This is a genomic window from Pseudomonas sp. MWU13-2100 (assembly GCF_023242365.1).
Lineage (GTDB): Bacteria > Pseudomonadota > Gammaproteobacteria > Pseudomonadales > Pseudomonadaceae > Aquipseudomonas.
The window spans coordinates 69,469-95,134 of record NZ_JALLIX010000019.1; the positions used below are offsets into that span (position 1 = coordinate 69,469).

General features: G+C 61.8%; 24 protein-coding genes and 1 pseudogene. 8 read left to right on the top strand and 17 right to left on the bottom strand.

Annotated features, from left to right (window positions below):
• Window positions 1-37: 37 nt before the first annotated feature.
• The 8 genes from M5B99_RS15225 to M5B99_RS15260 form a co-directional block, all read right to left on the bottom strand.
• Window positions 38-1,606: a sugar ABC transporter ATP-binding protein gene (locus M5B99_RS15225; protein WP_248804825.1), complete on the bottom strand. Its 1,569-nt coding sequence runs from the start codon at window positions 1,604-1,606 to the stop codon at window positions 38-40.
• Window positions 1,607-1,676: 70 nt separating this feature from the next.
• Complete coding sequence (locus M5B99_RS15230; RefSeq protein WP_248804826.1) at window positions 1,677-2,603, bottom strand: sugar ABC transporter substrate-binding protein; 927 nt, start codon at window positions 2,601-2,603, stop codon at window positions 1,677-1,679.
• A 227-nt stretch (window positions 2,604-2,830) separates the two neighbouring features.
• Window positions 2,831-3,841, bottom strand: a complete 1,011-nt coding sequence (locus M5B99_RS15235; RefSeq protein WP_248804827.1) for a Gfo/Idh/MocA family oxidoreductase — start codon at window positions 3,839-3,841, stop codon at window positions 2,831-2,833.
• Window positions 3,842-3,883: 42 nt separating this feature from the next.
• Complete coding sequence (gene iolD, locus M5B99_RS15240; RefSeq protein ID WP_248804828.1) at window positions 3,884-5,815, bottom strand: 3D-(3,5/4)-trihydroxycyclohexane-1,2-dione acylhydrolase (decyclizing); 1,932 nt, start codon at window positions 5,813-5,815, stop codon at window positions 3,884-3,886.
• Window positions 5,812-6,642, bottom strand: coding sequence for a TIM barrel protein (locus tag M5B99_RS15245; protein WP_248804829.1), 831 nt, complete (start codon window positions 6,640-6,642; stop codon window positions 5,812-5,814). Before M5B99_RS15245 ends, iolD begins: the two co-directional genes overlap by 4 nt.
• Window positions 6,643-6,682: 40 nt before the next feature.
• A complete protein-coding gene (gene iolB / locus M5B99_RS15250) occupies window positions 6,683-7,492 on the bottom strand; it encodes a 5-deoxy-glucuronate isomerase (RefSeq protein ID WP_248804830.1) in 810 nt (269 codons plus the stop codon).
• On the bottom strand, window positions 7,489-8,382 hold the full coding sequence (gene iolE, locus M5B99_RS15255) for a myo-inosose-2 dehydratase (protein WP_248804831.1): 894 nt from the start codon (window positions 8,380-8,382) through the stop codon (window positions 7,489-7,491). Before iolE ends, iolB begins: the two co-directional genes overlap by 4 nt.
• A 161-nt stretch (window positions 8,383-8,543) precedes the next feature.
• Window positions 8,544-10,481 (bottom strand): bifunctional 5-dehydro-2-deoxygluconokinase/5-dehydro-2-deoxyphosphogluconate aldolase, encoded by a 1,938-nt coding sequence (locus M5B99_RS15260; RefSeq protein WP_248804832.1) that lies wholly within the window; start codon window positions 10,479-10,481, stop codon window positions 8,544-8,546.
• Window positions 10,482-10,761: 280 nt separating this feature from the next.
• Here M5B99_RS15260 and M5B99_RS15265 point away from each other — a divergent pair, with 280 nt between their 5' ends.
• On the top strand, window positions 10,762-11,682 hold the full coding sequence (locus tag M5B99_RS15265) for a MurR/RpiR family transcriptional regulator (protein ID WP_248804833.1): 921 nt from the start codon (window positions 10,762-10,764) through the stop codon (window positions 11,680-11,682).
• Window positions 11,683-11,702: 20 nt separating this feature from the next.
• Here the strand turns inward: M5B99_RS15265 and M5B99_RS15270 are convergent, their stop codons facing one another.
• Complete coding sequence (locus tag M5B99_RS15270; protein ID WP_248804834.1) at window positions 11,703-11,903, bottom strand: hypothetical protein; 201 nt, start codon at window positions 11,901-11,903, stop codon at window positions 11,703-11,705.
• 205 nt (window positions 11,904-12,108) lie between these two features.
• Here M5B99_RS15270 and M5B99_RS15275 point away from each other — a divergent pair.
• Window positions 12,109-12,441 (top strand): annotated as a pseudogene (locus M5B99_RS15275) (Dyp-type peroxidase); the annotation flags it as partial.
• Between the two features lie 95 nt (window positions 12,442-12,536).
• On the opposite strand, the gene M5B99_RS15280 reads toward M5B99_RS15275, so the two are convergent.
• On the bottom strand, window positions 12,537-13,082 hold the full coding sequence (locus tag M5B99_RS15280; RefSeq protein ID WP_248804835.1) for an ester cyclase: 546 nt from the start codon (window positions 13,080-13,082) through the stop codon (window positions 12,537-12,539).
• A 144-nt stretch (window positions 13,083-13,226) separates the two neighbouring features.
• On the opposite strand from M5B99_RS15280, the gene M5B99_RS15285 reads away from it, so the two are divergent.
• Window positions 13,227-14,114, top strand: a complete 888-nt coding sequence (locus M5B99_RS15285; RefSeq protein WP_248804836.1) for a LysR family transcriptional regulator — start codon at window positions 13,227-13,229, stop codon at window positions 14,112-14,114.
• A gap of 245 nt (window positions 14,115-14,359) precedes the next feature.
• Here the strand turns inward: M5B99_RS15285 and M5B99_RS15290 are convergent, their stop codons facing one another.
• Together M5B99_RS15290 and M5B99_RS15295 are read right to left on the bottom strand one after the other, a co-directional pair.
• Window positions 14,360-15,715 (bottom strand): dicarboxylate/amino acid:cation symporter, encoded by a 1,356-nt coding sequence (locus M5B99_RS15290; RefSeq protein ID WP_248804837.1) that lies wholly within the window; start codon window positions 15,713-15,715, stop codon window positions 14,360-14,362.
• A gap of 106 nt (window positions 15,716-15,821) precedes the next feature.
• Window positions 15,822-16,877 carry a tartrate dehydrogenase gene (locus tag M5B99_RS15295; protein ID WP_248804838.1) on the bottom strand — a complete coding sequence of 352 codons (1,056 nt, stop codon included), beginning with the start codon at window positions 16,875-16,877 and terminating at the stop codon, window positions 15,822-15,824.
• Between the two features lie 137 nt (window positions 16,878-17,014).
• On the opposite strand from M5B99_RS15295, the gene M5B99_RS15300 reads away from it, so the two are divergent.
• Window positions 17,015-17,923: a LysR family transcriptional regulator gene (locus tag M5B99_RS15300; protein WP_248804839.1), complete on the top strand. Its 909-nt coding sequence runs from the start codon at window positions 17,015-17,017 to the stop codon at window positions 17,921-17,923.
• Window positions 17,924-17,926: 3 nt separating this feature from the next.
• On the opposite strand, the gene M5B99_RS15305 is transcribed toward M5B99_RS15300, so the two are convergent.
• Entirely contained in the window at window positions 17,927-18,145 is a 219-nt protein-coding gene (locus tag M5B99_RS15305; protein WP_248804840.1) for a DUF3079 domain-containing protein, read from the bottom strand.
• A 184-nt stretch (window positions 18,146-18,329) separates the two neighbouring features.
• Between M5B99_RS15305 and M5B99_RS15310 the strand changes: the two genes are divergently transcribed.
• From M5B99_RS15310 to M5B99_RS15325, 4 genes are read left to right on the top strand one after another with little or no spacing between them, the layout of a single operon-like run.
• Window positions 18,330-18,860, top strand: coding sequence for an iron transporter (locus tag M5B99_RS15310; RefSeq protein WP_248804841.1), 531 nt, complete (start codon window positions 18,330-18,332; stop codon window positions 18,858-18,860).
• A gap of 24 nt (window positions 18,861-18,884) precedes the next feature.
• A complete protein-coding gene (locus tag M5B99_RS15315; protein WP_248804860.1) occupies window positions 18,885-19,238 on the top strand; it encodes a cupredoxin domain-containing protein in 354 nt (117 codons plus the stop codon).
• A gap of 22 nt (window positions 19,239-19,260) precedes the next feature.
• Window positions 19,261-20,115: an FTR1 family iron permease gene (locus M5B99_RS15320; protein WP_248804842.1), complete on the top strand. Its 855-nt coding sequence runs from the start codon at window positions 19,261-19,263 to the stop codon at window positions 20,113-20,115.
• A complete protein-coding gene (locus tag M5B99_RS15325) occupies window positions 20,103-21,482 on the top strand; it encodes a 4Fe-4S binding protein (RefSeq protein WP_248804843.1) in 1,380 nt (459 codons plus the stop codon). Before M5B99_RS15320 ends, M5B99_RS15325 begins: the two co-directional genes overlap by 13 nt.
• A 118-nt stretch (window positions 21,483-21,600) precedes the next feature.
• Here M5B99_RS15325 and M5B99_RS15330 read toward each other — a convergent pair whose 3' ends face one another.
• The 4 genes from M5B99_RS15330 to moaA all read right to left on the bottom strand — a co-directional run bounded on the left by M5B99_RS15330 (window position 21,601) and on the right by moaA (window position 25,648).
• A complete protein-coding gene (locus M5B99_RS15330; protein WP_248804844.1) occupies window positions 21,601-22,296 on the bottom strand; it encodes an anaerobic ribonucleoside-triphosphate reductase activating protein in 696 nt (231 codons plus the stop codon).
• Window positions 22,293-22,460: an anaerobic ribonucleoside-triphosphate reductase gene (gene nrdD / locus M5B99_RS29970; protein WP_263860530.1), complete on the bottom strand. Its 168-nt coding sequence runs from the start codon at window positions 22,458-22,460 to the stop codon at window positions 22,293-22,295. Before nrdD ends, M5B99_RS15330 begins: the two co-directional genes overlap by 4 nt.
• 32 nt (window positions 22,461-22,492) lie before the next feature.
• Complete coding sequence (locus M5B99_RS15335; RefSeq protein WP_263860531.1) at window positions 22,493-24,505, bottom strand: ribonucleoside triphosphate reductase; 2,013 nt, start codon at window positions 24,503-24,505, stop codon at window positions 22,493-22,495.
• Between the two features lie 150 nt (window positions 24,506-24,655).
• Window positions 24,656-25,648 carry a GTP 3',8-cyclase MoaA gene (moaA, locus tag M5B99_RS15340; protein ID WP_248804845.1) on the bottom strand — a complete coding sequence of 331 codons (993 nt, stop codon included), beginning with the start codon at window positions 25,646-25,648 and terminating at the stop codon, window positions 24,656-24,658.
• Window positions 25,649-25,666: the final 18 nt, after the last annotated feature.

The following is a 25,666-nucleotide window of genomic DNA, read 5'->3' on the forward strand; positions in this document are numbered from 1 at the left end:
GGCGGAGCACCGCCGTCGGCCTCTGTTCATTGAACAACTAGTGAACCGCGGTCATTCCGGAGGCCAGTTGCATGACCCGCTCCTGGGTCGCCTCGCCACGGTCGAGGGTACCCATCAGGTCGCCCTCGTGCATGACCATCACCCGGTCGCTCATGCCGAGCACTTCCGGCAGCTCCGAGGAAATCATGATCACCGCCATGCCTTCGCTGGCGAGGTAGGCGATCAGCCGGTAGATCTCGGCCTTGGCGCCGACATCGATGCCACGGGTCGGCTCGTCGAGAATCAGGATCCGCGGGTTGGTCATCAGCCAACGGGCGAGCAAGGCTTTTTGCTGGTTGCCCCCGGACAAGGTGTCGATGCACTGCTCCAGCGACGGGGTTTTCACCCGCAGCTTCTTGCACATGTCCTCGCACAGGGCGCGTAAGGCTTTCTGCTGGATAAAACCGTTGCCGCCGACGTAATGCGGCAGCACGGCCATTTCCATGTTCTCCATGACCGAAAGACACGGGAACAGGCCACTGAGCTTGCGGTCCTCGGTGAGCAGGGCAAAGCCCTTCCCGATCGCCAGGTGCGGGTCGCTGATCCGCACCGGCTGGCCGTCGAGACGGATTTCACCGCCATCGCTCGGGGTGATGCCGAACAGCGCCTCGGCGACATTGGTCCTGCCCGAGCCCATCAACCCGGCGATACCGAGGATCTCGCCGGCATGCAGGTCGAATGAAACCCCTTTGAAGATGCCATCCAGGCGCAAGTCGCGTACCGACAGCAGCAGATCGCCGATCGGCTTTTCACGCACCGGGAACAACTGACTCAGCTCGCGCCCGACCATCATCGAGATCAGGCTGTCGCCATCCATGCTGTCGGCCCGTTGCAGGCCGATATAGGCACCGTCGCGGAACACCGCCACTTCATCGGCGATGGCGAACACTTCGTTCATTTTGTGGGTGATGTAGATGATGCCCTTACCCTGGGACTTGAGGTCGGCAATGATCGAGAACAGGTGGGCGACTTCCTTGTCGGTGATGGCCGAGGTCGGTTCATCCATGATCAGGATGTCGGAGTCGTAGGACACCGCCTTGGCGATCTCGACCATCTGCCGTTCGGCGATGCTCAGGTTGCCGACGTGCTCCTCCGGGTCGAGGTCGATGCGCAGCCGTTCCAGCAGTTTTGCCGTGCAGCGGTGCATTTCCCGGTGGTCGATCATGTGGAAGCCGTTGAGCTGCTCGCGGCCGATCCAGATGTTCTCGGCGACGCTCATGTGCGGCATCAGGTTGAGTTCCTGGTGGATCATCGCGATCCCGGACTGCAAGGCCGCCAGCGGCGTGTCGAAGACTACCGGCTTGCCGCGCAGGCGCAGCTCACCGGCGTCCGGCTGGTAGATGCCGGCGATGATTTTCATCAGGGTGGATTTGCCGGCACCGTTCTCGCCCATCAGGGCCAGCACCGACCCCGGGCGGACCCGCAGTTGTACGTTGGACAGCGCCACTACCCCGGGAAAACCCTTGCTGACGTTGACAATCTCCAGCAGGTACGGCTCATCGACAGGTAGGGCGATTGGCTGGATACCCACCAGCGGGTTGCTCGAAGCAGTCGCTGAAGCGAACATGATCAGGTACTCCATCAGCAAGGCGGGCAGTGCGACCTTGCTTGTTTATTGTTGTTATTGAACGGACTGACTATTTGAACTGAGCAACGTTTTGCGGAGTGATCAGGCGATACGGCACCCACACCGCCTGTTCGACCGGCTCATGCTTGGCCATCCTCACCGCGGCGTCGAGAGAACCGACCGCCTGGCCCTTGGCATCCTGGAACACCGAGACCGTCATATCGCCTTTTGTCACCGCACGCAGACCATCGGGGGTACCGTCGACACCGGCAATCAGCACACTACCCTTTTTCACCCCGGCCTGCTCCAGCGCCATGGACGCGCCGATGGCCATCTCGTCGTTGTTGGCGACCACGGCATCGAATTTGCGGCCCTGGGTCAGCCAGTCGTTGACCAGGGTCATGCCCTTGTCCCGCGACCAGGTACCGGTCTGCTCCTGCTCGATCTTGATGTTCGGGTACTTGGCCAGGACTTCCTTGACGCCCTTGGTGCGGTTGGTGGTGGAGTTGTTGGCGAGGTCACCGAGGAGGATCACGATGTCGCCCTTGCCGTTCATTTTCTCGGCGAGGTACTGCATCTGCATCTGCCCCGCTTCAAGGTCGTTGGAGGCGACGGTGGTCACGCCCTTGGGCAGGTTCAGGTCATCCGGCCGGCGGTTGACGTAGACCAGGGGAATCCCCGCCTTGACCGCCGCATCGGTGATTTTCCGGGTCGCGGCGGTGTCCACCGGGTTGACGATGATCGCGTCGACTTTCTGGCTGACGAAGCTTTCCACCTGGCTCAGTTGCTTGACCACGTCGCCGCGGGCGTCTTCGAACTGCAGTTTCACACCGTCGGGCATGGACTTGGCTTTCTGGTCCATGGATTCACGCAGGTAGGTCAGCCAGGTGTCATCGAACTGCGACATGCTCACACCAATCTTCATATCGGCGAAGGCGGCACCGCTGGCGAGCATCAGGGACAGGGCAAGGGAGGTGAAGCGGATCTTGGTTTTCATGAAAAGTCTTTCTCCACATTCTTGTTGGTTTTATGGATCAAGCGTGACTCTTTCAGTGACCGGCAAGCGAACGATCGTCAGCCGTCGACAACCTGAAATTGACTTTATTAGAAAATAATTTCCATATCAATCTGTTTTAGAAATTTATTTTCTTTTTTAATCTTTGGGCCTTACTGGCAAAGCTCGCGGGTGACGCGCTCAAGCATCATCCGGTTCGATTCGTTGCCTTAGCCGTAGAAGTGCGGGCGCTCGGGCAGCCCGATCCGGACAATCGCCCCACTGCCCTGGGCTTCGATGCAGGCATCCGCCGCTACCGCCGCCGCCAGGCCATCCCAGGCCGACGGACCGCCGACCTGGCCGGCACGCACACCATCGATAAACGCCTGCAACTCGACGTCATAGGCGGCAATAAAGCGGTCCTTCCAATCCATCAGGATTGCATTGGACAGCTTGGCGCCGCTGCGCAGTTGCACTTGCGAGGGCTCCGGCAACCTGGCAATCCCGGTTTCGCCGACCACTTCGCACTGGATGTCATAACCGTACTGGCAGTTGACGAAGACCTCGACGTCGATCCGCGTGCCCCGGGCGGTTTCCAGCAGGACGATCTGCGGGTCCTTCAGGTGGGCAAGGGCCTTGCTGGTCTTGCGCGGGAACACCACCTGCACCGACACGTAGTCGTCGGCCAGCAGCCAGCGCAACACGTCCAGTTCATGGATCAGGGTGTCGGTGATGGCCATGTCGGTCTTGTAATTCTCGCCCACGCTCGGGTTGCGATGGGCGCAATGCAGCATCAACGGTTCGCCGATCTGGCCGCTGTCGATCACCGCCTTGAGGGCCCGGTAACCTTCATCGTAGGGACGCATGAAACCGACCTGCACCAGGCGCTTGCCGTGGGCCACTTCGGCGGCGACGATTTTACGGCAGCCTTCGGCGGTGACCGCCAGCGGCTTCTCGCAGAACACCGGCTTGCCGGCCGCAATCGCCGCCAGCACGAACTCCTCGTGGCTCGGCCCCCAGGAGGTGACCAGGATCGCCTCGACTTCCGGCGCATTGATCAGCGTATGACCGTCCAGGTAAACCTCGGCGGTCAGTTGCAGGTCGGCGACCACCTTGGCCGCCTGTTGCAGGTTGATGTCGGTCACCGCCACCACCTGGCTGTTGAGCAGGGTCTTGCTGCAACGACGAATGTGATCCTGACCGATGGCACCGGTGCCGATGACACCCAGCTTTAAAGACATGGGAAAACTCCTGTTGACGTGCATGTTGTTCGTTGCAAGGGCTCAGTACTGACGCGCCTTGGCCAGTCGTTCATTGAGGGTCTTGGCCACGGCATCGGTGCGCGCGCTGGTGGAGACTTGCGCCACGCCGACCCGCCACCAGGACAGGTATTTGTGAATCATGGTCTTGGGCAGGACCTTGATATCGATCAGCGTCGACACCGTCTGCAACCGTGCATCGGCCAGGGCCGCCTGCAACTGCTCGAGGGTGTTGACCTTGTAGGTCTTGCAGCCGTAGGCCGCCGCGCTCATGGCGAAGTCCACCGGGACAAAATCGCCGTCGAGCTTGCCGGTGGCCGGATCGCGGAAACGGAACTCGGTGCCGAAGCTGTCCATGCCGTGTTCCATCTGCAGGTTGTTGATGCAGCCGAAGGTCATGTTGTCGAGCAGGATCACATTGATCTTGCGCCGCTCCTGGATCGAGGTGACCAGCTCCGAGTGCAGCATCATGTAGGAGCCGTCGCCGACCAGCGCATAGACCTCGCGCGCAGGCTCGGCGAGCTTCACCCCGAGGGCGGCATTGACCTCGTAGCCCATGCAGGAATAGCCGTACTCGACGTGGTAGGTGTTCACGCCCTTGCTGCGCCAGCTGCGTTGCAGGTCGCCGGGCAGGCTGCCGGCCGCCGCGACGATCACCGCATCATCGGCCAGGGTTTCGTTCAACACGCCGAGCACCCGGCTCTGGGTCAGGCAGGAACCGGTCAGCTCGATAAATTCGCGCAGCACCGCCGGGTCCATGTGGTCGTTGATTTCCGGGACGAAATCCTGGTCCTGGTACTCGACCCGGTACACCCGGTCGACCTCCTCGTCCAGCCGGGCCTTGGCCTGGCGTGTTTGCTCGCCCCAACCGGCGCGGTACTCGCCCAGCGCCGTGGACAACGCCTGCAAAGCGCAACGGGCATCGGCCAGCACCTGCACGCCATCGAGCTTCAGGGCATCGCAGGGGCTGATATTAAGATTGAGAAACTGCACCTCGGGATGCTGGAACAGCCATTTCGACGCGGTGGTGAAGTCCGAGTAGCGGGTACCGATGCCGATGATCAGGTCGGCTTCCTTGGCCAGCAGGTTGGCCGCCAGGCAGCCGGTTTCACCAATGCCGCCGACGTTCAGCGGATGGCTGGAGACCACCGCGCTCTTGCCGGCCTGGGTCTCGGCGAAGGGGATGTCGAAACGTTCGGCAAACGCCTGCAACGCTGCATTAGCCCCGGAGTAACGGACCCCGCCGCCACAGATGATCAAAGGTTTGCGCTTGCCCTTGAGCAGCGCCACGGCGTCGTCGAGCATGGCCTCGGTGGCCGGACGGCGGTCGATGCGGTGTACGCGCTTTTGCAGGAAGTAATCGGGATAGTCATAGGCTTCGGCCTGGACATCCTGCGGCAGCGCCAGGGTCACCGCGCCGGTTTCCGCCGGATCGGTGAGCACCCGCATGGCGTGGATCGCCGCGCTCATCAACTGTTCCGGACGGTTGATGCGGTCCCAGTACTTACTGACCGCCTTGAAGGCATCGTTGGTGCTGATGCTCAGGTCATGGAACTGCTCGATCTGTTGCAGCACCGGGTCCGGCTGGCGGCTGGCGTAGACATCGCCGGGCAGCAGCAGCAAGGGAATACGGTTGGCGGTCGCCGTCGCGGCGGCGGTGAGCATATTCGCCGCACCGGGGCCGACCGATGAGGTGCAGGCGTAGATTTTCCGCCGCAGGTGCTGCTTGGCAAAGCCGATGGCGGCGTGGGCCATGCCTTGCTCGTTACGGCCCTGGTGGACCACCAGGTCGCCGCTGTCCTGTTCCAGCGCCTGGCCGAGGCCGAGCACATTGCCGTGGCCGAAGATGGTGAAAACCCCGGCGACGAACTTGCTTTGCACCCCATCGACCTCGACATACTGGTTGTCGAGAAACTTCACCAGCGCCTGGGCCATGGTCAGTCGTACCGTGCTCATGCTTGCACCGCCAATGCCTGTTGCAGATGGGCCATGCTCGCGCCCAGTGCCTGCTGGATATCCACCCGCCCATGGATGCTTTCGGCAAAGGGCTCGAATGACAGATAGCCGCTGTAGCCGCTGGTGCGCAAGGCCTCGATCTGCGCCGCATTGCCGAGGATATCGGCCTCGCCCACCAGCACCCGATGGCCGTCGCGGATAGTCGACAGCGGTGCTTGCGCGTCTTCGACCCCGGAGATGTGCACCAGGCCGGTCAGTTCGGGGAAGAACTCCTGCTCGCCGGCCAGGTGATGATGAAAAGTGTCATGCACCAGGCGGAACACATCCAGCCCGCCGATCGCCCTGATCGCCTCCACTGCCGTGCGCTTGCGCCGCAGTGCGCACTCCGCGAAACCCAGCGGTTCGATAAAACCGAGAATCCCGTACTCGCGCAGAATCGGCGCCAGCTCGCTCAGGGCCGTGCGCAAGCCGGCGTTGCGCTGCGCTTCCGAGCGCGGGTCGTCGCGGTCGTTGAATGGGCACATCACCAGCCCCTGCGCTCCGCAATCGCGGGCGTAGGCCGCCAGAGCCAGGGTTTGCGAACGGCGCTCGGCATTCCAGACATCAAAGGGGTACAGGGCGTTGATCGACAGCACCTTGATGCCGCGGGCCGCGCACAGCTCACGGACCCGCACGGCCGGTGTACCGTCTTCGATCTCGACGCCCATGAGATCGTTGCGGATCTCGATGGCATCGGCTTTCAGGGCCACCGCCAGTTCAATGAACTGCGGCAGTGACAAACGTGGAGCAACCATACGGTTCAGGGCGAAACGCAGGGGCTGGGTCATTATTCTTGTTCTCCATCCGAAAGTTGAAATCGCGCAGGAACTACAGATCCAACAGCCAGCTGTGCCGTGGGTCGTTATGGAACTGCCAGACACGCTTGGGCCCGGCCATCACGTTCAGGTAATACGACTCGTAGCCGTAGGGTACGCTGACCGGGTGATAGCCCTTGGGCACCACCACCAGGTCGCTGTTTTCCACGGCCATGGCCTGGTCGATGGAACGGTCATCGGTGTACACGCGCTGAAAGACAAAGCCCTGGGGCGGGTTGACCTGGTGGTAGTAGGTCTCTTCGAGAAAGCTCTGGTGCGGCAAGTCATCGGTGTCGTGCTTGTGCGGCGGATAGCTCGACGAATGCCCGGACGGCGTGCGTACTTCCACCACCAGCAGCGAGTGCGCAGGTTCGGTGTCCGGCAGGATGTCGCAGACATAGCGCGTATTGGCGCCTTTGCCGCGCACGCTGCGCTTCATGCCTTGCGGAGTGATCAGCCGTGGGCCATGGCCCGCCGTCGGCGAGCCGGGCGCGGCACACACGGCAATCTGCACATCGCTCAACGCCACCACCTGGGCCTGGCTGCCGGGCGGCAGGTAGACGGCATAGGGCGATTTATCTTCGAACACCGACTGGCGATCGCCGATATTGTCCCAGTCGAAGGCGCCCTGCCCCGGTGCCTCGCCCTTGATGCTGACCCGACCGCCGAGCAGCACCAGGCACAGCTCCTGGTCACCGGCGCTGACCGGCAGGTTTTCGCCCAGACTCAGGCGATAGGCGGCGAAGCCGACATACTGCAGGGTGCCGGCCGGCAACTCGACCAGGGTCCGGCCCTTGGCGTGACTCTTGATCAGCAGGCTCATTGTCCGGTCCTCCGGTCGAGCAAGCCACGCAAGGTGTCGAAGCCCTTCTTGGCGTAGATATAGCTAGGTGCGACGGCCGGGTCCTGTTCGGCCTCGACCACCAGCCAGCCGTGATAATCGGCGGCCAGCAGCACATCCAGCAGCGCGGCAAAGTCGATATCGCCGTCGCCGGGCACGGTGAAGGTGCCGTTGACGATGCAGTCCGGGAAGCTCCAGAGGTTGTTGCGTGCCAGTTGCACCACCGGCTTGCGCACGTCCTTGAAGTGCACATGGCAGATCCGCCCGATATGTTTGCGCAGCACCTCGAGCGGCTCGCCGCCACCCATGTAGCAATGGCCCGAATCGAACAGCAGGCCGACTTCGTTGCCGGTCAGCGCCATCAATTTATCGATGTCGGCCGGCGATTCGACATAGGCGCCCATATGGTGGTGATAGGCCAGGCGCACACCGCGGGACCAGGTGAAGCGCGCCAGCTCGGTGAGTTTGTCGGCGTATTCCCGCCAGGCCTGCTCGCTGTGAAACCGCGGGCGCTCCACCAGCGCAATGCGCTGGCCTTGAATGGAGTCGGCGACTTCGCCGTAGACCAACACCTTGGCGCCGTTCTGCGCGAGCAATTCGACATGACTGGCAATGGCGTCGATTTCCTCGGCCGCCGAGCGCCGGGCCAGGCGGCTGGAATACCAACCGGAAACCAGGGCCAGGTCGTAAGGCCGCAGCACATCGCCGACGCCCTTGGCGTCCTTGGGAAATTTGCCGTTGAGCTCGAACCCTTCGTAGCCGATGGTCTTGCCTTCGCTCAAGGCGGTACTCAGCGGTGTCTCGCCGCCCAGGGAAGGCAGGTCGTCGTTACTCCAGGAGATCGGGTTGATGCCAATTCGGATAGCGGGCATGGCTGCACCTATTATTGTTTTCTCTAAAATATTCAACTGATCACCTGTGGGAGCGCTGCTTGCCCGCGAAGCTTTTGGCGACCTCAGGGGCCTCTTCGCGGATAAATCCGGCTCCCACAAGGTGGGTGTCCAGGCTTAAGTGCATCAATCAGATACTTTGCTCAGCCGCGCGCCGCACGCCAGGCATCGATCAGGCCGACAAATGTCGCCTGCACCTGCCGGATCAATGCTTCATCATCAATTTCACCGGCCATCCAGGCCCGGCTCGGCTCCTGGAAAATCGTCCGGCCGACGGCAAAGCCGCGACAGGTCCGGCTCTGGCTGGCCTGCTGGAAGCCCTGCGCCAGGGTTGCGGCCGGCGCGTTCAGGCCCAGCAGCACCACGCCCCGGCAATAAGGGTCACGCTCTTGAATCAGCGCGTCGAGTTGTTCCCATTCGGCGGCGCTTTGCGCTTCGATCTTCCACCAGGCCGGGTAGATATCCAGGTTGTACAGGCGCTTGAGGGCACGATAGAGCACATCGGGATAGGTCGAGGGGTGATCCTTGGGCGGGATGATTTCCAGCAGCAATTCATGGCCGCTGACCTGCGAAGCCTGGTACAGGGCCTTGATCTGCGCCTCCTGCTCCAGACGCAGCATAGGCTCGTCATCCGGGTGGAATTGCACCAGGCATTTGATGATCTGCTCCTGGGGCCAGGCAATCAGGTTGCTGCCGATGGAGCGACCCTGCTCGAAGGCCAACGGCCGTGAGCCCTGGACTTCCACCGGCCGCGCGACCCACCAGCCGCGACCGGTCGCGGCATTCAAGGCATCCTGGCCAAAGCGCTGGTCGGCCAGCAGGCCGACATCCGCCTCGATACCCTGCTGACGCAGATCGGCCTCGACCCGCTCGACGGCCTTGATGAAGAGCAGCTTGAGTTCACCGATGCTGTTGAGATCGCGACCGCCCTTATGGGCCAGTTCCACCAGTTGCCCACGATGGTCGAAGGCGAAGATGAACAATTGCCGCCAGGCTTTGCGCGGCACGCTGACCTGATGCAGGCGTTGCAGCGTCAAGTCCTGGTCGGGCCGGGTAATCGGCAGCGGGCTGTTGAACAGATAATCGAGTTCGGCGCGGGTCGGCATCGCCGGGGCGCAGGCATGCCGCGACACCACCAGGCCGCCACAGGCATTGGCCAGTTGGCAGCAGCGCTCATCGCTGGCCTCCTCCAGCCACCCGCAGAGGAAGCCCGACATAAAGGCATCGCCGGCACCCAGCACATTGAGCACTTCGACCCGCACGCCCGGGTAAATGGCGCCGTCTTCGAGACGCGCCGGAATCGGCCCATGAATCACCGTGCAACCTTGCGCACCGAGCTTGACCACCAGGGTCGCCGCGGTCAGCCCGCGCACGGTGCGCAGCGCCGTGAGCAGATCCTGGCTGCCACCGGCGATCAAGTACTCTTCTTCAGTGCCGACGATCAGGTCGAAGCGCGGCAGGATGGCTTGCACATGCTGGCTGACCTGCTGGTCGGCGACAAAACGGGTCTCGCCGTCAGCCTTGCCGGTCAGGCCCCAGAGCACCGGGCGGTAATCGATATCGAGCACGCGCTGGACGTTGTGTTTTTCGGCGTAGTCCAGGGCCTGGATACTGGCCTTGTAGACCCCGGCGGTGGAGAAGTGAGTACCGGTAATCAGCAAGGCCTTGCTCGAGGCGACAAAGTCCTCGCGGATATCTTCGGCGCGCAGGGCCATGTCGGCGCAGTTCTCGCGGTAGAACACCAGGGGGAAGGTTTCGCGGTCCTTGAGACCGAGCAGCACCATGGCGGTCAGACGTTGCGGATCGACCTTGATACCGCGGGTATCGCAGCCTTCGCGGGCCAAGGATTCGACCAGGAAGCGCCCCATATGGTCGTCCCCTACCCGACTCAACATCGCCGACTTCACCCCCAGCCGCGCGGCGCCGAAGGCAATGTTGGCGGAGGATCCGCCGAGGTATTTGGCAAAGCTCGAGACATCCTCCAGCCGCGCCCCGACTTGCTGCGCATAGAGATCGACGCCAAGGCGCCCGAGGCAGATCAGATCCAATTGACGCCCACTGGCAAAACGAGTCTGGCCCATGCTGGCTCCTGTTATTTTTATCAGCCTGCGTTCGCTGCGCTGGAGGCGCGAACACTTTTGGTGTGAGGCCAGACTAGAACGTCCGTTGGCGACATTCAATATATTTTCTATTATTTTTTATATGGAATATATTTTCCATTACACTTCAGTGTGACGGAAGCCTCGAGGTGGATCGATTCAGCATCGCCCTACCTGACTCCGTACTCAAGATTTTATTGGCGTTGCCCCTGTAGACTAGGCGCAGCTACCCAGCCACAAGCACACACCAGAAGGATTTCCTATGTCCCGCACCGATCAGCCGGCCATGACCGACAGTGCACCCGAGGGCGATATCGCCAGCCCTCCGATCAATGCCGAGCGTCTGCTGCAGCTGATCACCGAGGAATACGAAAGCCTGCCGCGCCAGCTCAAGCGCATCGCCACCTATATGAGCCAGCAGAGCGACCGGATCATGGTCGACCGCATCAGCGATATCGCCCAGGAATGCGAAGTGCATCCCTCGGCCATCGTGCGCTTTTCCCAGCGTTTCGGTTTCAGCGGTTTCAGTGAAATGCAGGCGTTGTTTCGCCAGGCGTATACCCACAAGACCACGCCGGCGCAGAATTACCAACAGCGGATCCGCAGCCTGATCGACAACAAGTCGCAGAAAGCCAGCGCCGCCGACCTGGCGCGCGAATGCATCAATGCCACCCTCTCGGGTATTGAACGCCTGGGCCTGGAACTGGACGACCAGGCGTTCGACGCCGCCGTGGATCTGGTGGTGAATGCCGATAATATTTATGTGGTAGGGGTGCGCCGTTCATTCGCGGTGGCCGATTACCTGGTCTACAACCTGCAGCACACCCACAAGCGCATTCACCTGGTTTCGGGCCTGGGCGGCAGTTACCGCGAACAGATGCGCAGCGTGCGCGCCAACGATCTGGTGATTGCCATCAGCTTCTCGCCGTACGCCAAGGAAACCCAGCAGTGCCTGCGGATCGCGCAATTGCACCAGGCGAAAACCCTGACCATTACCGACAGCAACCTGTCGCCGCTGGTCAAGCGCGCCAGCACGGCGTTGCTGGTCAATGAGGGCAGCTCGTTCGCCTTTCGTTCGTTGAGTGCAAGCCTGTGCCTGTGCCAGGCGCTGTTTATCGCCGTGGCCTATCGACTGGAATTGAAGGTGGACGGGATCCACGAGCAGGTCAGCTTCGAGGATTAGCCCGGCGGCGCCCCGAATGCCTAGTCGTCCAACTGCAGGTTCTCGGCCATCAACGCCACCATGTCCATCGGACTGTGGCTGTTGATCACGTTGTAGATCAGCTCGCGCTTGCCACGGGGCAATTTCTTCACGCAGCTTTTCGCCGATGCCCGCACAGCGTCATCCGTGCCATGGATGCGGGCCGCCAGCAGGAGGATGAGGACAGCGTCGGTGAGGGTCATCGCAAACACACTCGGGGAAATCAGGACAGCAGTGTATCGGCTGCGCCTGGGTTTTCTCCACTGCGTTTGCGCGCTCTTCACTCGATTGTAGCCTCAGAACCGCAATCTGCTATTTTCCAGTCTTTCAAACCTGTCCCGTCGCGTGTGGAGTCTGCAACGACAACCCTTTCACCCTCGACCGAGCGCAAGCCTGCTCCGCAAGCGCTCCAGTGCCTGGGATCGCCTGTTCAGCGGCCCGCGCCCGGCCTCGCTGCACGCCTTCCGGGAAATAGGTGTGGAGGGTCGGCGAGCGGTGACGACAGCCGGCGATATCCTGCTGCATATCCGGGCAGACCAGATGGACCTGTGTTTCGAATTGGCCACGCAATTGCTCACCCGTCTTGGCGATGCGGTCACGGTCGTCGATGAAGTCCAGGGCTTCCGTTATTTCGACATGCGCAGCATGGTCGGTTTTGTCGATGGCACGGAAAACCCGGTGGGTCACGAGGCGGTCGATTTCACCATGGTCGGGGATGAAGACCCGGCGTTCACCAACGGCTGTTCTTCGTGCCCTCCGCCGATCTGCTGGAGGAGCTGGCTGAGCGCAAGCCGTAGGTATTGATGACACCCGTCGTGAATATCAGACCCTGTGACTCATAACACACCCAACTGCTTCATCAGCACCAGGTTGTCTTCGATATGCCAGTTCGCGGCGATCTTGCCATTTTCAATCTGGTAGATATCGGTAGCGATGAAATCCACGGCTTGCCCACTGCCTTTGGTCTCGCCAAAGGTGCCGGTGAAGTGCCCGCGAAAATGCAGGTGCGTCACTACCCGGTCGCCGGCGATGATCATTTGCTCGATCTCGCATCGCAAGTCCGGCACCGCGCCACGAAACGCCCGGGACGCCAGCAGCGGTCCTTCCGGCCCCTGCTTGCGGCCTGCGGGCGGGGTCTTGTCGATGAAGTTGTCCGCCAGCGCCTCACGGGCGAAGCTTTCTTCGCCCGTGTTCCAGAACGTGTCGTAACGTCGGGCGATGCTTTCCATGATCTCCCGCTGCGCGGGCGCCAGGCTCTTGTCGATCACCAGTACGCCGGGTTTTACCAGCTCAGCGGGCGCGGCAGATACAACGCCTGAAAGTGTCAGGGCGAAGAACAGGGCCGCGATGCGGGAACGGGACAGGTTGGAATGTTGTTGCATGGTCAGGATTCCTTGATGGGACGGCAAACCGACGAGATCGGTTGATGTAGAGGTTTTTCGCTCAACTACGGAGAGTGTTGCCTCTTGCCCCGTGGATTAGAATATGGCTACCGGTAGATAGATTATTGAACAAGGGTTGACAGTATGTTGGACGACCTCAACGAGCTTCGTACCTTCCAGCGGATCCTGGTCTGCGGCAGCCTGTCAGCGGCGGCGCGTGACCTGGGCGTAGGGCTGGCGGTGGTCAGCAAACGACTCATGGCACTGGAGCGCCGCGCGGGACAGCGGTTGATCAACCGGACCACACGAACATTGTCCCCGACCAATGAGGGGCTGGCCCTGATTGCCCATGTCGATCGGATCCTCGAGGAGCTTGAGGCGGCGGAGTCGCGCATGACCCGGGGCGGTGAAGAGCCGTTCGGCATGCTCCGAGTCAGTTCGCCCATTTCTTTCGGACGCATTCACCTGGTGTCGTTGGTGGCTGAACTGGTCGAACGCCATCCGAAGCTGGATATCGAACTCAGGCTTGATGACCGAATTGTCGATCTGACGCATGAACGGATCGATGTCGCGGTGCGTATCGGCCAACCTCGGGATAGCAGCGCGATCATGCATAAGCTGGCTGACAATTACCGGATTCTGGTAGCCGCACCCGCGTATCTCGAGCGTCATGGAGAGCCCGGGTGTGCACGGGATCTGGAGCATCACTGGTGTCTGCGCTTCAACAATCTCTCGCAGCCATGGCACCTGGAAGGCCCACGAAACGAAGTATTCGATTTCCAACCGCGCTCGCGGCTCCAGGCCAACAGTGGCGATGCCGTGCGCGATTGGGCACTTGGCGGTCATGGGATCATGCTCAAATCCAGAATCGACGTGGCCGGCGACCTCGCCGCCGGCCGCCTGGTTCATATCCTGCGTGAGTGGCGCAGTGCCGACGCGCCGATCTACGCCCTACTGCCCTCCAGACGCTTTACGCCGAGTAAAACCAGAATCTTTCTTGACACCCTCGGCGCTCGGCTCGCCGTGCTTTGATGCCGACAAAATCCGTTGGGCCATTGTCAACATCCGACTTTCAAGCCTGGACGGCTTTATCAGCCCGAATATCCCCCCTGACGCTTCAGGCCTTGAGGGGGATATTGCGCATCGTCACCAGTGCGATAGCACAGAGCGTTTCCTTGCCCTGTTTGACGGCAAACAAGTCGGCAGCGGCAATCGTCGTAGTGTTCGATGCGTTGATGACACGCCCCCTGGCCAGCTCCCGTTCAACGCTCCATCTTTTATGCCTGAGAGGCGTTCTTCAGGCCTGGCAACACGCCCTCTGCTCCCGGCGGTACATAAGCCGGGCTGATCTCCGACAAAGCCGTCTCGGACGTCTTCTCCACGACCTCGCCATTCAGTGCCTTGTGCATCTTCACCGTGTCCAGCGCCCCGACCCATTTGGCGATAGCCAGGGTGCCAACGCCGTTGCCTATGGTGTTGGTGATCGCTCGTGCTTCCGACATGAAGCGGTCGACACCCAGCAACAGCATCATTCCCGCGACCGGAATGGTCCCCAGGGAAGACAGGGTCGCCGCCAGGATGATGAATCCAGAACCGGTTACCCCCGCGGAGCCCTTGGAAGTGAACATCAGCACCGCCAGCACGATCAATTGATCGGCCAGGGTCAGCGGGGTATTCGTCGCCTGGGCGATGAAGATGGCGGCAATGCTGTAGTAGATCGCCTGGCCATCCGGGTTGAAGGTCAAGCCTGAGGGAATGATCATCCCGGCAACCGGTTTGGAGACACCGGCCTTTTCCATCTTGGCGATCATCTGCGGCAGCACCGACTCCGACGAACTGGTGCCAAGCACAGTGAACAGTTCTTCCTTGATGAACTTCAGAAATTTCCACAGGCTGAAACCGCTGTAGCGGCAGATCGGGCCCAGGACGAAGATCACGAACACCACACAGGTAAGGTAGACACAGGCCATCAGCTTGCCAAGTGAGAACAGCGAGCCAAATCCGTATTTACCAATGGTGAAGGCAATGGCGCCGAAGGCACCGATGGGAGCCAGGCGCATGACCATGTTGACGATTCGGAACATGCCCTGCATCAGGCTCTCCAACGTATCGACGAAGACCTTTGCCCGCGGCCCCACATTGGCCAGGGCAATACCGAGCAATATGGAAAACAGCAGGATCTGCAGGACGTTGCCCTTGGCGAACGCATCGACGATGGTGTCGGGGATGATGTTCATGACGAAGTCCATGAACGAGTCGTGTTTCACCGCGGAGGTGTAGGTGGCCAGGCTGGAGGTGTCCAGGCTGGCGACGTTGATGTTCATGCCGGCGCCGGGCTTGAACAGATCGACCACCACCAGGCCGATGAGCAATGCCAGCGTGGACACCACTTCAAAGTAGAGCAACGCCCGAAAGCCAACCCGGCCCAGCTCCTTCATGCTTTCCATGCGGGCGATCCCGGTGACCACGGTCAGGAAGATCACCGGTGCGAGCAGCATCTTGATCAGTTTGATGAACGCGTCACCCAGGGGTTTGAGCGCGGCGGCGGTTTCGGGAACGAGTACCCCGACGAGGGCGCCGAGGAGGACCGCGATAAGGACTTGTACGTAGAGTTTGCCAAATATTCTTTTCATGACAGGGCCCTGATTTTTTATTGTTGTCAGGAAATGCCAAGAGCTCGGATCGCTGATCCGCCCCTTGGCGTTGCGCCGCAGTACGCCTGTGAATCGATGGAAAATATCAGCGCCTGATCAGTTCGAGCAGCGCATCGGTGACCTGGCGGGTGGTGGCTTTCCCGCCAAGGTCAGGCGTATGCAGGCCGCTTTGCGTCACCGCCTCGATGGCCGACATCAGCTGTTTCGCCGCGGCCGGCTCGCCGAGATGTTCAAGCATCATGGCGGCTGTCCAGAACGTCGCGATGGGATTGGCAACGCCTTTGCCGGTAATGTCAAAGGCCGAGCCGTGGATCGGTTCAAACATCGAGGGGAATCGGCGCGAAGGGTTGAGGTTGGCCGTCGGCGCGATGCCCAGGCTGCCGGACAGGGCGGCGGCCAGGTCAGAGAGGATATCGGCGTGCAGGTTGGTGGCGACGATAACGTCCAGCGTCGCCGGCTTGAGCACCATGCGTGTGGTCACGGCGTCGACCAGCTCCTTGTCGACCCTGACATCCGGGAAGTCCTTGGCAACTTCGTAGAAGATCTCGTCCCACAACACCATGCCATGCCGCTGGGCGTTGGACTTGGTGACCATGGTCAGGTGCTTGCGCGGACGGCTGCGCGCCAGTTCAAAGGCGAAGCGATGAATGCGCTCGACCCCGGCCCGGGTGAACACCGACACTTCGGTGGCGACTTCTTCAGGCAGGCCTCGGTGAACGCGACCGCCGTTGCCGGAGTACTCACCTTCGGAATTTTCCCGCACCACCACCCAGTCGATCTGCTCACCATTGAGCAGCGGGCTTTTCACCCCGGGCAGAACGCGAGCCGGACGCACATTGGCGTACTGGTCGAAGCCTTGGCAGATCGGCAGGCGCAGCCCCCAGAGGGAAATGTGGTCCGGTACGTTGAGCGCGCCGACGGCCCCAAAGAAAATGGCGTCGAAGGTTTTCAGTTGCTCCAGGCCACCCTCGGGAATGTAGTAGCCGTTTTTCAGGTAGTTATCCGAGTTCCAGTCAAAGTGTTTGAAATCCAGCGCGAAACCGCACTTTTTCGACAGGACTTGCAGCACCTCGACGCCTGCGGCGATGACCTCGACACCAATCCCATCACCAGGCACCGCGGCAATTCTGTATGCGTTCATCGTCAACTCCACTCTCGTCACGTTCTTGTTGTTCCCGTTGGCCTGGGCTGTCCAAGCAGGGGGTGAACGGAGTATATGTAGTGAATCTGGAGGCGTGAGTGACTCCAAATCACTACATAAATAACTTTGAGTTACGAATGAGCCAGACACTGGATTTGTCTTTTTTCTACCTGCTGGCCAACAAAGGCAGCCTGGCGGCGACCGCTCGGGAACTGGGTGTCACCCCGCCTGCGGTGAGCAAACGCCTGACAGCGCTGGAAGCCCGGCTGGGCATACGCCTGGTCAACCGAACCACGCGCTCGATGAGCCTGACCTCTGAAGGCGAGCTGTACTTCTCCCATGCCGCCCGCATCCTCACGCAGATCAATGAGCTTGAGCAGTTGCTCAGCAGCAGCCGCGCCACGCCCAAGGGCCTGATTCGCGTCAATGCTTCGCTGGGTTTTGGCCGCCGGCATATCGGCCCGGCCCTCGCCGCATTTTTTGCCCAATACCCCGAGGTCGAGATTCAACTGGAAATCAGCGACCACCCACTGGATCTGACCACCCACGGCTTCGACCTGGGTATTCGCTTCGGCAGCTTGCCGGACGCCGCCTTCCACGCCCGCAAGATCGCCTCCAATCGTCGTTTGCTCTGTGCCTCGCCGCTCTACCTGGACAAATATGGCACCCCTCGGACGCTGGCCGAACTGCAACAGCACAATTGCATCTTCATCCGTCAGAACGAAGCACCCTATGGCGTCTGGAGTTTCGACAACGGCGGGCGCACAGAGAACATCAAGGTGCACGGGGCCTTGGCTTGCAACGATGGCGAGGTGGCCCTGAACTGGGCGCTGGAAGGCTATGGGATCTTGTTGCGGGCCGAATGGGACATCGCCCGCTATGTGCGCAGTGGGCGGCTGCGCCTGGTGCTGGAAGACCAGACGCCAACCCGCGCCGACGTCTATGCCGTGTACCCGCAACAATTGCATTTGTCCGCGAGGGTGCGCAGCCTGATCGACTTTCTGATCGAGCGTTTCAAGCACATCGACAACGTCGACGAGCATTAGAACTCACTCGGTAACGTCATCATCCGCAGCTTTGTCCGAAGCGATCAACGGTACGATGCCCCAGTCGCCATGCAGGTACCAATCGTCACCGATCATCTCGGCCGGATGCATGGTCCGATCAGAACCGTTGCCGCAGGCCAGGGCGTTCGCCGGACAATACCGGTCACAGCCCCAGCAAATACGTTCGGGATGTTTGGGGCTGATGGGAAAGGGCTTGGCCATATCGTCCCCTGAATGGCAGGTGGGAGTGGCTTTCAACCTACAACGCCAGGGCGAAAAAACTCTTGATCCTGATCAAGAAGCGCAGAACACCTGAAGATCACGCTAAAACTTGACCATAATCATTATTATTCGCAGCAAGTCATCCTAGACTCGGTCCCCTAATTGCCCGTACCCAGGAGACATCATGCGTCACACCTTCTCGCTCTCTCTCGCCCTGCTCCTGCTCGCCCCGCTGGCCCAGGCCAAGGAGTATCCGATCGGCGCACCGCAGCACTGCCCGGGGCTGGAAGTCGGCGCGGTGTATCTGCAACCAATCGAGATGGCGCCCGCCGGCATGATGCGCGCCACCGCCGATTCCGATATCCATCTGGAAGCCGATATCCGCGCCACCGCGAACAATCGCCAGGGCTTTCAGGAGGGCAGTTTCGTGCCCTACCTGAACGTGGCCTTCAGCCTGCAGAAACAAGACGGCCAGCCGCCGCTCAGCGGTGATTTCCACGCCATGGTCGCCAACGACGGGCCGCACTATGGCGACAACGTGAAGCTGCAGGGCCCCGGCAAATACCAGTTGACCCTGACCCTGCTGCCACCTTCCGGCCATGCCTCGCTGGGCCGCCATACCGACAAGGAAACCGGGGTCGAACCCTGGTTCGAGCGCTGCGAAGTGCACTACGACTTCGTCTACGCCGGCATCGGCAAGAAAGGCGGCTACTGAATGCGGCCCACCACAGCCGGGCCAATGCTGCCAAGGCGCCGCGCCCGGACACATCAGTACCTGGGTGGGTTGATCCTGGCCTTGGCGGCCACACCGTTGATCGCCCGGGCCGAGTTGCCCAGCTACGAAATGAGCCTGCACGACGGCCACTTCAGCCCCGCCGTGCTGGAGGTTGCGGCCGGACAGCGGTTCAAGATCATCCTGAAAAACACCGGCGAGGGACCGGCGGAGTTCGAGAGCACGCCGTTGCGGGTGGAAAAGGTCCTCTCGCCCGGGGTCACCACCTTCGTCGTGATCGCACCGTTGAGACCCGGTCAATACCCGTTCTTCGACGAGTTCAATCCGCAACTGCCCGCGGGCAGCATCCTCGCCAAATAACCCGGCGATCCACGGAGCTTGCATGAATCAATCAATGTTCATCGTCTGGCGCGAAAGCGTCGAGGCGTTGCTGGTGATCGGTATTCTCCAGGCCTGGGCCAGCCAGCAGGCGCAAGGCCGGCGCCTGGGCCGCTACCTGTGGGCCGGCGTGGGCCTCGGGGTGCTGCTCTCGGGCCTGCTGGCGCTGCTGATCCTGTTTGCCGGGGAGGCCATGAGCGGTGCCGCCAACGAGTGGTTCCAGGCCACGCTGGCGCTGGTGGCCAGCCTGCTGATGGTGCAGATGGTCGGCTGGATGCACCGCCACGGACGCACGCTCAAGGATGACTTGCGCCGCCACGCCGACAGCCACCTGGCTCGCCAAGGTGGCGTCGGGCTGTTGCTGCTGGCGATGCTCGCGGTCAGCCGCGAAGGCAGCGAAACCGTGGTCTTCCTGTATGGCGCCGGAGTCCGCCTGCAAGGTCCGCAGCTCGGTCTGTTCGCCCTCGGCGGGATTGCCGGGCTGGCACTCTCGGGCTTGACCCTGGTGCTGCTCAACGGCAGTCGCCGATTCATTTCCTGGCGGCGTTTCTTCAGCGTCAGCGAAGTCATCCTGCTGCTGCTCGGCTCAGCGTTGCTGGTCAGTGCCAGCGAGCGTATCGGCGGCCAGCTGCTCGCCCTGGATCTACCGGCGATGGTCTACAGCAGCGTCGGCGAGGCCCTCTGGGACAGCAGCACGCTGTTGAGCGACAGCCACGGCCTGGGTAGTTTTCTGGCCGGCTTTGCCGGTTATCGGGCCAGCCCCAGTGCCATGACCTTGCTGGTCTGGATCGGTTACTGGCTGATCGTCGCCGGCTGGCTACGGCAACGGACTGTGGAAAGCCGCCCATGTCCGACCTGAGCCGCTGCAATCGATGGCTGCAGCGCCTGGGTGACGCAATGCGCCGGCATGCGGCGGTCATTCGTGCCGCGCAGTGGGTCGTCGTGGCGTTCTACGCGGTGCTGCTGATACTGCCGGCGATCTTGCCGCTACCGGGCAGCCAGGCGCGACTGCTGGATAACCTGACCCTGCTCGCACAGTTTCTGTTCTGGGGCATCTGGTGGCCGTTCGTGCTGCTGTCGATGGTGCTGTTCGGCAGGTTCTGGTGCGGCGTGCTGTGCCCGGAAGGCGCGCTGAGCGAATGGGCCAGTCAGTATGGCAAAGGCCTGGGCGTGCCGCGCTGGTTGCGCTGGGGCGGCTGGCCGACCCTGGCGTTCTGCCTGACCACCCTCTATGGCCAGTTGATCAGCGTCTATGACTACGCCCAGGCCGCCCTGCTGATCCTCGGCGGCTCGACGCTCGCGGCGGTCGGCGTCGGCCTGCTGTTCGCCAGGGGCAAGCGCGTCTGGTGCCGTTACCTGTGCCCGGTCAGCGGCGTCTTTGCCCTGCTCGCCCGCCTCGCCCCGGTACACTTCCAGGTAGATGAACAGCGCTGGAAGGCGAATGCCGGGCCGCGCCTGCCGCCGCCCAACTGCGCGCCCCTGCTGGATATCCGCCGTATGCGCGGCGCCAGTGACTGCCATGCCTGCGGTCGCTGCAGCGGACAGCGAGACGCAGTACGGCTGATCGCCCGCTCCAGCAACCAGGAGATTCTACAGGCCACGACACAGCCGCTGTCGCCCTGGGATAGCCGCCTGCTGCTGTTCGGCGTCATCGGCCTGGCCATGGGCGCCTTCCAGTGGACCGTCAGCCCGTGGTTCGTCAGCCTCAAGCAGCAGCTCGCCAGCTGGCTGGTCGGGCGCGACCTGCTCTGGCCATTGCAGGACAACGCCCCCTGGTGGTTGCTGACCCACTACCCGCAGCTCAACGACAGCTTCAGTTGGCTCGATGGTTTCAGCATCATCCTGTACCTGGGTGCGAGCGCCCTGTTGCTTGGCGGCGCCCTGCTGCTCCTGGTACGGCTGGCGGCGCGGATCGCGCGGGCCCCGGAGCTCTATCGGGCGCTGAGCCTGAGCCTCACGCCGCTGGGTGGCGCGGGATTGTTTCTCGGGCTGTCGGCCACCACCGTCAAACTGCTGCGCTATGAAGGCCTGGTGCTGGGCTGGGTGCAGTCGGCGCGGGCCGGGCTGTTGCTCGCAGCCATCGGCTGGAGCCTGCTGCTGGGTTGGAAACTGCTGGGACGCCAGGGCCTGGCCCCGGTTCGCCGTGGCGGCGCCGGCGCGTGCCTGTTACTGGCCAACGGGTTGGTGGGGTATGGCTGGTGGTTGCAATTCTGGGGCTGGGTTTGAGGAGGTCGGCCGACATTCGATTATTCGCCCAGACGCACGAGCTGCCCCAGCGCGGGCAAGCCCGCTCGCCACAAGACCATACTCGGTTTTAAATGTCCTTAACTGAATGGCACCAAGCCTAGTCGCGCAATACGAATTCGGGAAACAGCTCGCCCAGGGCCCGCCACAGTTCGGGCAGCGAAGCTTGCACCGAGATGCCCGGCAACTGCGGATCAAGCATGCGCGCGGTGCGCACCAATTGCACGGCGAAACGCTTGACGCCAAGCGCATGCAGGCGCTGCGCCAGGATCAGCAGACGCTTCGGTTCGAACAGATGCCAATGCACGGTGGTGCGACATTCATAGTCGACGCCACTGGCCAGCAGATGCTCCAGGCTGCGCCAGTTGGCCACGCCACTGCCGGCCACCCGGGTGATCGCCTGGCAGTCCTCGGCCAACGCCTTGACATCGAAACCGACCCAATCGGCGCCGGCCAGCACCTTGGCAAAGGCCGCCGGCTTGATCCCGGCGCTGTGCAGGCCGATCTGGAACCCCAGCGCCCGCACCTCCTCCATCGCCTGGGGCAACGCGTCCTGCAAGGTCGGCTCGCCGCCGCTGAAGACCACTGCATCGAGCAGGCCCTGGCGGCGCTGCAGAAAGGCCCGCACCTGGCGCCAGTCCACTTCCTCACTGCCGCGCGGAGCAATCAACTGCGGGTTATGGCAGTAACGACAGCGCCAGGCGCAGCCCTGGCAAAACAGCACGCACGCCAGCTTTCCCGGATAGTCGAGTGTGGTCAGGGGCACCATGCCCCCGACCCGCAGTGTTCGACTCATTGACGCCCGGCCGCGGCCGCGCGCTCGGTGAAATGCACACGTTCATGGTGCTCGGACTGTTTGCCCGGATTGAACGCCGAGACCGGGCGGTGATACCCCATCACCCGGGTCCAGACTTCGCAGCGTTGACGTTGCGCCAAAGGCAGTGTTTGCAATGCGGTCATGATGCAGCTCCTTGCGGTTGAATAAAGCGTGATCAATGGATGCCGACGAGTTGCTGCTCATGCAGCAGGACCTCGTCGCACTTGGGACAAAACTCATGTTCGCCATCGAGGTAGCCATGCACCGGGCAGATGGAGAACGTCGGGGTCACCGTCAGGTACGGCAGGCGAAAGCGCCCGAGCGCCCGGCGCACCAGCTGCTTGCAGGCCTCGGTCGAGGAAATCCGCTCGGCCATGTAAAGGTGCAACACCGTGCCGCCGGTGTATTTGCATTGCAGCTCGTCCTGCAACTCCAGGGCCTCGAAGGGATCGTCGGTATAGCCCACCGGCAGTTGCGAGGAGTTGGTGTAATACGGCGCCTGGCGCGTGCCGGCCTGGAGAATGTCCGGGTAGCGCTTGAGATCTTCCTTGGCGAAACGGTAGGTGGTGCCTTCCGCCGGCGTCGCCTCGAGGTTGTAGAGGTGGCCGGTCTGCTCCTGGAAGCGCACCAGGGTCGCGCGGACATGGTCCAGCAGCATCAGGGCGAACGCACGGCCTTGGGCGGTGTGCATGCCGTCCTGGTCGCCACTGAAGTTGCGCAGCATTTCATGCAGGCCGTTGAGGCCGATGGTGGAAAAGTGATTGCGCAAGGTCCCCAGGTAACGCTTGGTATAGGGGTACAAACCGGCGTCCATATGGTGCTGGATCACCTTGCGCTTGACCTCCAGGCTCTCCATCGCCAGTTCCATCAGGCTGTCCAGGCGCTGCAACAGGCCGCTGGTATCACCCTCGAACAGATAACCCAGGCGCGCGCAGTTGAGGGTCACCACGCCCAACGAACCGGTCTGTTCCGCCGAGCCGAACAGGCCACCGCCACGTTTGAGCAACTCGCGGACATCCAGCTGCAATCGACAACACATCGAGCGCACCTGGTTGGGCTGCATGTCCGAGTTGAGGAAGTTCTGGAAATACGGCAGCCCGTAGCGGGCGGTCATTTCGAACAGGCGCTCGGCGTTCTCGCTGTCCCAGGGAAAATCATGGGTGATGTTGTAGGTCGGGATGGGAAAGGTGAACACCCGGCCCTTGGCGTCGCCGGCCTGCATCACTTCGATATAGGCACGGTTGAGCAGGTCCATTTCGACTTGCAGGTCGCCATAGGCAAAGGGCATTTCCTCGCCACCTATTATCGGGATCTGCTCGCGCAGGTCTTCCGGGCAGACCCAGTCGAAGGTCAGGTTGGTAAAGGGCGTCTGGGTCCCCCAGCGCGACGGCACATTGAGGTTGTAGATAAACTCCTGAAGCGCCTGTCGTACCTGCGAGTAGCTCAGGCAATCCTTGCGCACATAGGGTGCCAGGTAGGTGTCGAACGAGCTGAACGCCTGGGCACCGGCCCATTCGTTCTGCAGGGTGCCGAGGAAATTCACCATCTGTCCCAGGGCGCTGCTCAGGTGTTTCGGCGGCCCGGCCTCAACGCGCCCGGGCACGCCATTGAGGCCCTCATGCAACAGCGTGCGCAGCGACCAGCCGGCACAATAGCCAGCCAGCATGTCGAGGTCATGTATGTGCAGGTCGGCCTCGCGGTGCGCCTGGCCGATGGCTTCGCTGTAGACCTCGTCCAGCCAATAATTGGCGGTGACCTTGCCCGACACGTTGAGTACCAGGCCGCCGAGCGAGTAGCCCTGGTTGGCGTTGGCTTGCACTCGCCAGTCTTCCCGGTCCAGGTATTCGTTCATCGAGGTCGCCACTTCGACCAGGGTCCGGCGGTCACGGCGCAAGCGCCCGTGCTGTTCGCGGTAGACGATATAGGCACGCATGGCGAGGAAAAAACCGGCGTCCATCAACACCCGCTCGACCCGATCCTGGATCTGCTCGACATGCAGCCTCGGCAGCCCTTCCAAGTGGGCCAGTACGGTTTGCAGCAAGCCTTCGACTTCAACCGCGCCGTACTCCCCGCTGGCCTTGCCGGCGGCGATCAACGCCTGACGGATCTTGTCGGCATCGAAGGCAACCCGCGTGCCGTCGCGTTTGTGCAAGCGGTTACATCCCACTGAGATCAGCGTGCTCTGCATTCGGCCTCCAGACACTACATATAGATATTTAAAATACAAAAAACACAATATGCAGTAGATACTACGGACGAAGCGCAGCGCTGCAATTGATCGACATCAAGAATCGCGGGCAAAAAAAGGCCGCCCCCCGGCGGCCAAAAAAACTACGCTTCAACCACCACTCATATTCATGAACCGGACGATCTGCACCTCCCCTTCGGGGCTGAAATCGTGACGCAGTGGCTTGCGCCGCAGCGCCTGTTGCACCGCCTTGATCAGCGGTTGGTCGTCCAGCGGATAACGCCGCAGCAAACCGCGCAGATCCAGCGCGTCGTCCTGGCCCAGACAGAGCAGCAAGCGCCCTTCAACGGTCATTCGCACCCGGTTGCAACTGCCGCAGAAGTTGTGGCTGTTGGGTGAAATGAAGCCGATACGGGTCTCGGGATGGCGCTCCAGGCGCACATAGCGTGCCGGACCACCGCTGTTTTCGGTGCTGTCGAGCAAGCGATGCCGACTGGCGATCAGCGCCCGCACTTCGTCGCTGGAGCAGAACGACTCGCCCCGGGAACGACCGACATCACCCAAGGGCATTTCCTCGATAAAACTGATATCGATGCGCTGATCGATGGCGTATTGCACCAATGCCGGGATCTCATCGAAGTTGCGCCCTTTCATCACCACACAGTTGAGCTTGATCCGCTCGAACCCGGCGCCGCGCGCGGCTTCAATGCCATCCAGCACCTGATCGAGATCGCCGTTGCGGGTGATCGAGCGAAACTTCTCGCCGTCCAGGCTATCAAGGCTGATGTTCATCCGCTTGACCCCGGCTTCCGCCAGCGGCCGCGCCAGCCGGCCCAGTTGCGAGCCGTTGCTGGTCATCACCAGTTCGCGCAAGCCGGGCAAGGCGGCGATCGTGCGGCACAGGCCGAGAATACCCGGGCGAATCAGCGGCTCGCCACCGGTCAGACGGATCTTGCGCACGCCGAGGCCGACGAACAGCGCCGCCAGGCGCTGCAACTCCTCCAGGGTCAGCACCTGCTGACGCGGCAGGAAGGTCATGTTCTTGGCCATGCAATACACACAGCGAAAATCACAACGGTCCGTCACCGACATCCGCAGATAGTCGATCTGGCGCCCGAATCCATCCTGCATCCCAGTGCTCATCGCGTTCTCCCGGTTGGC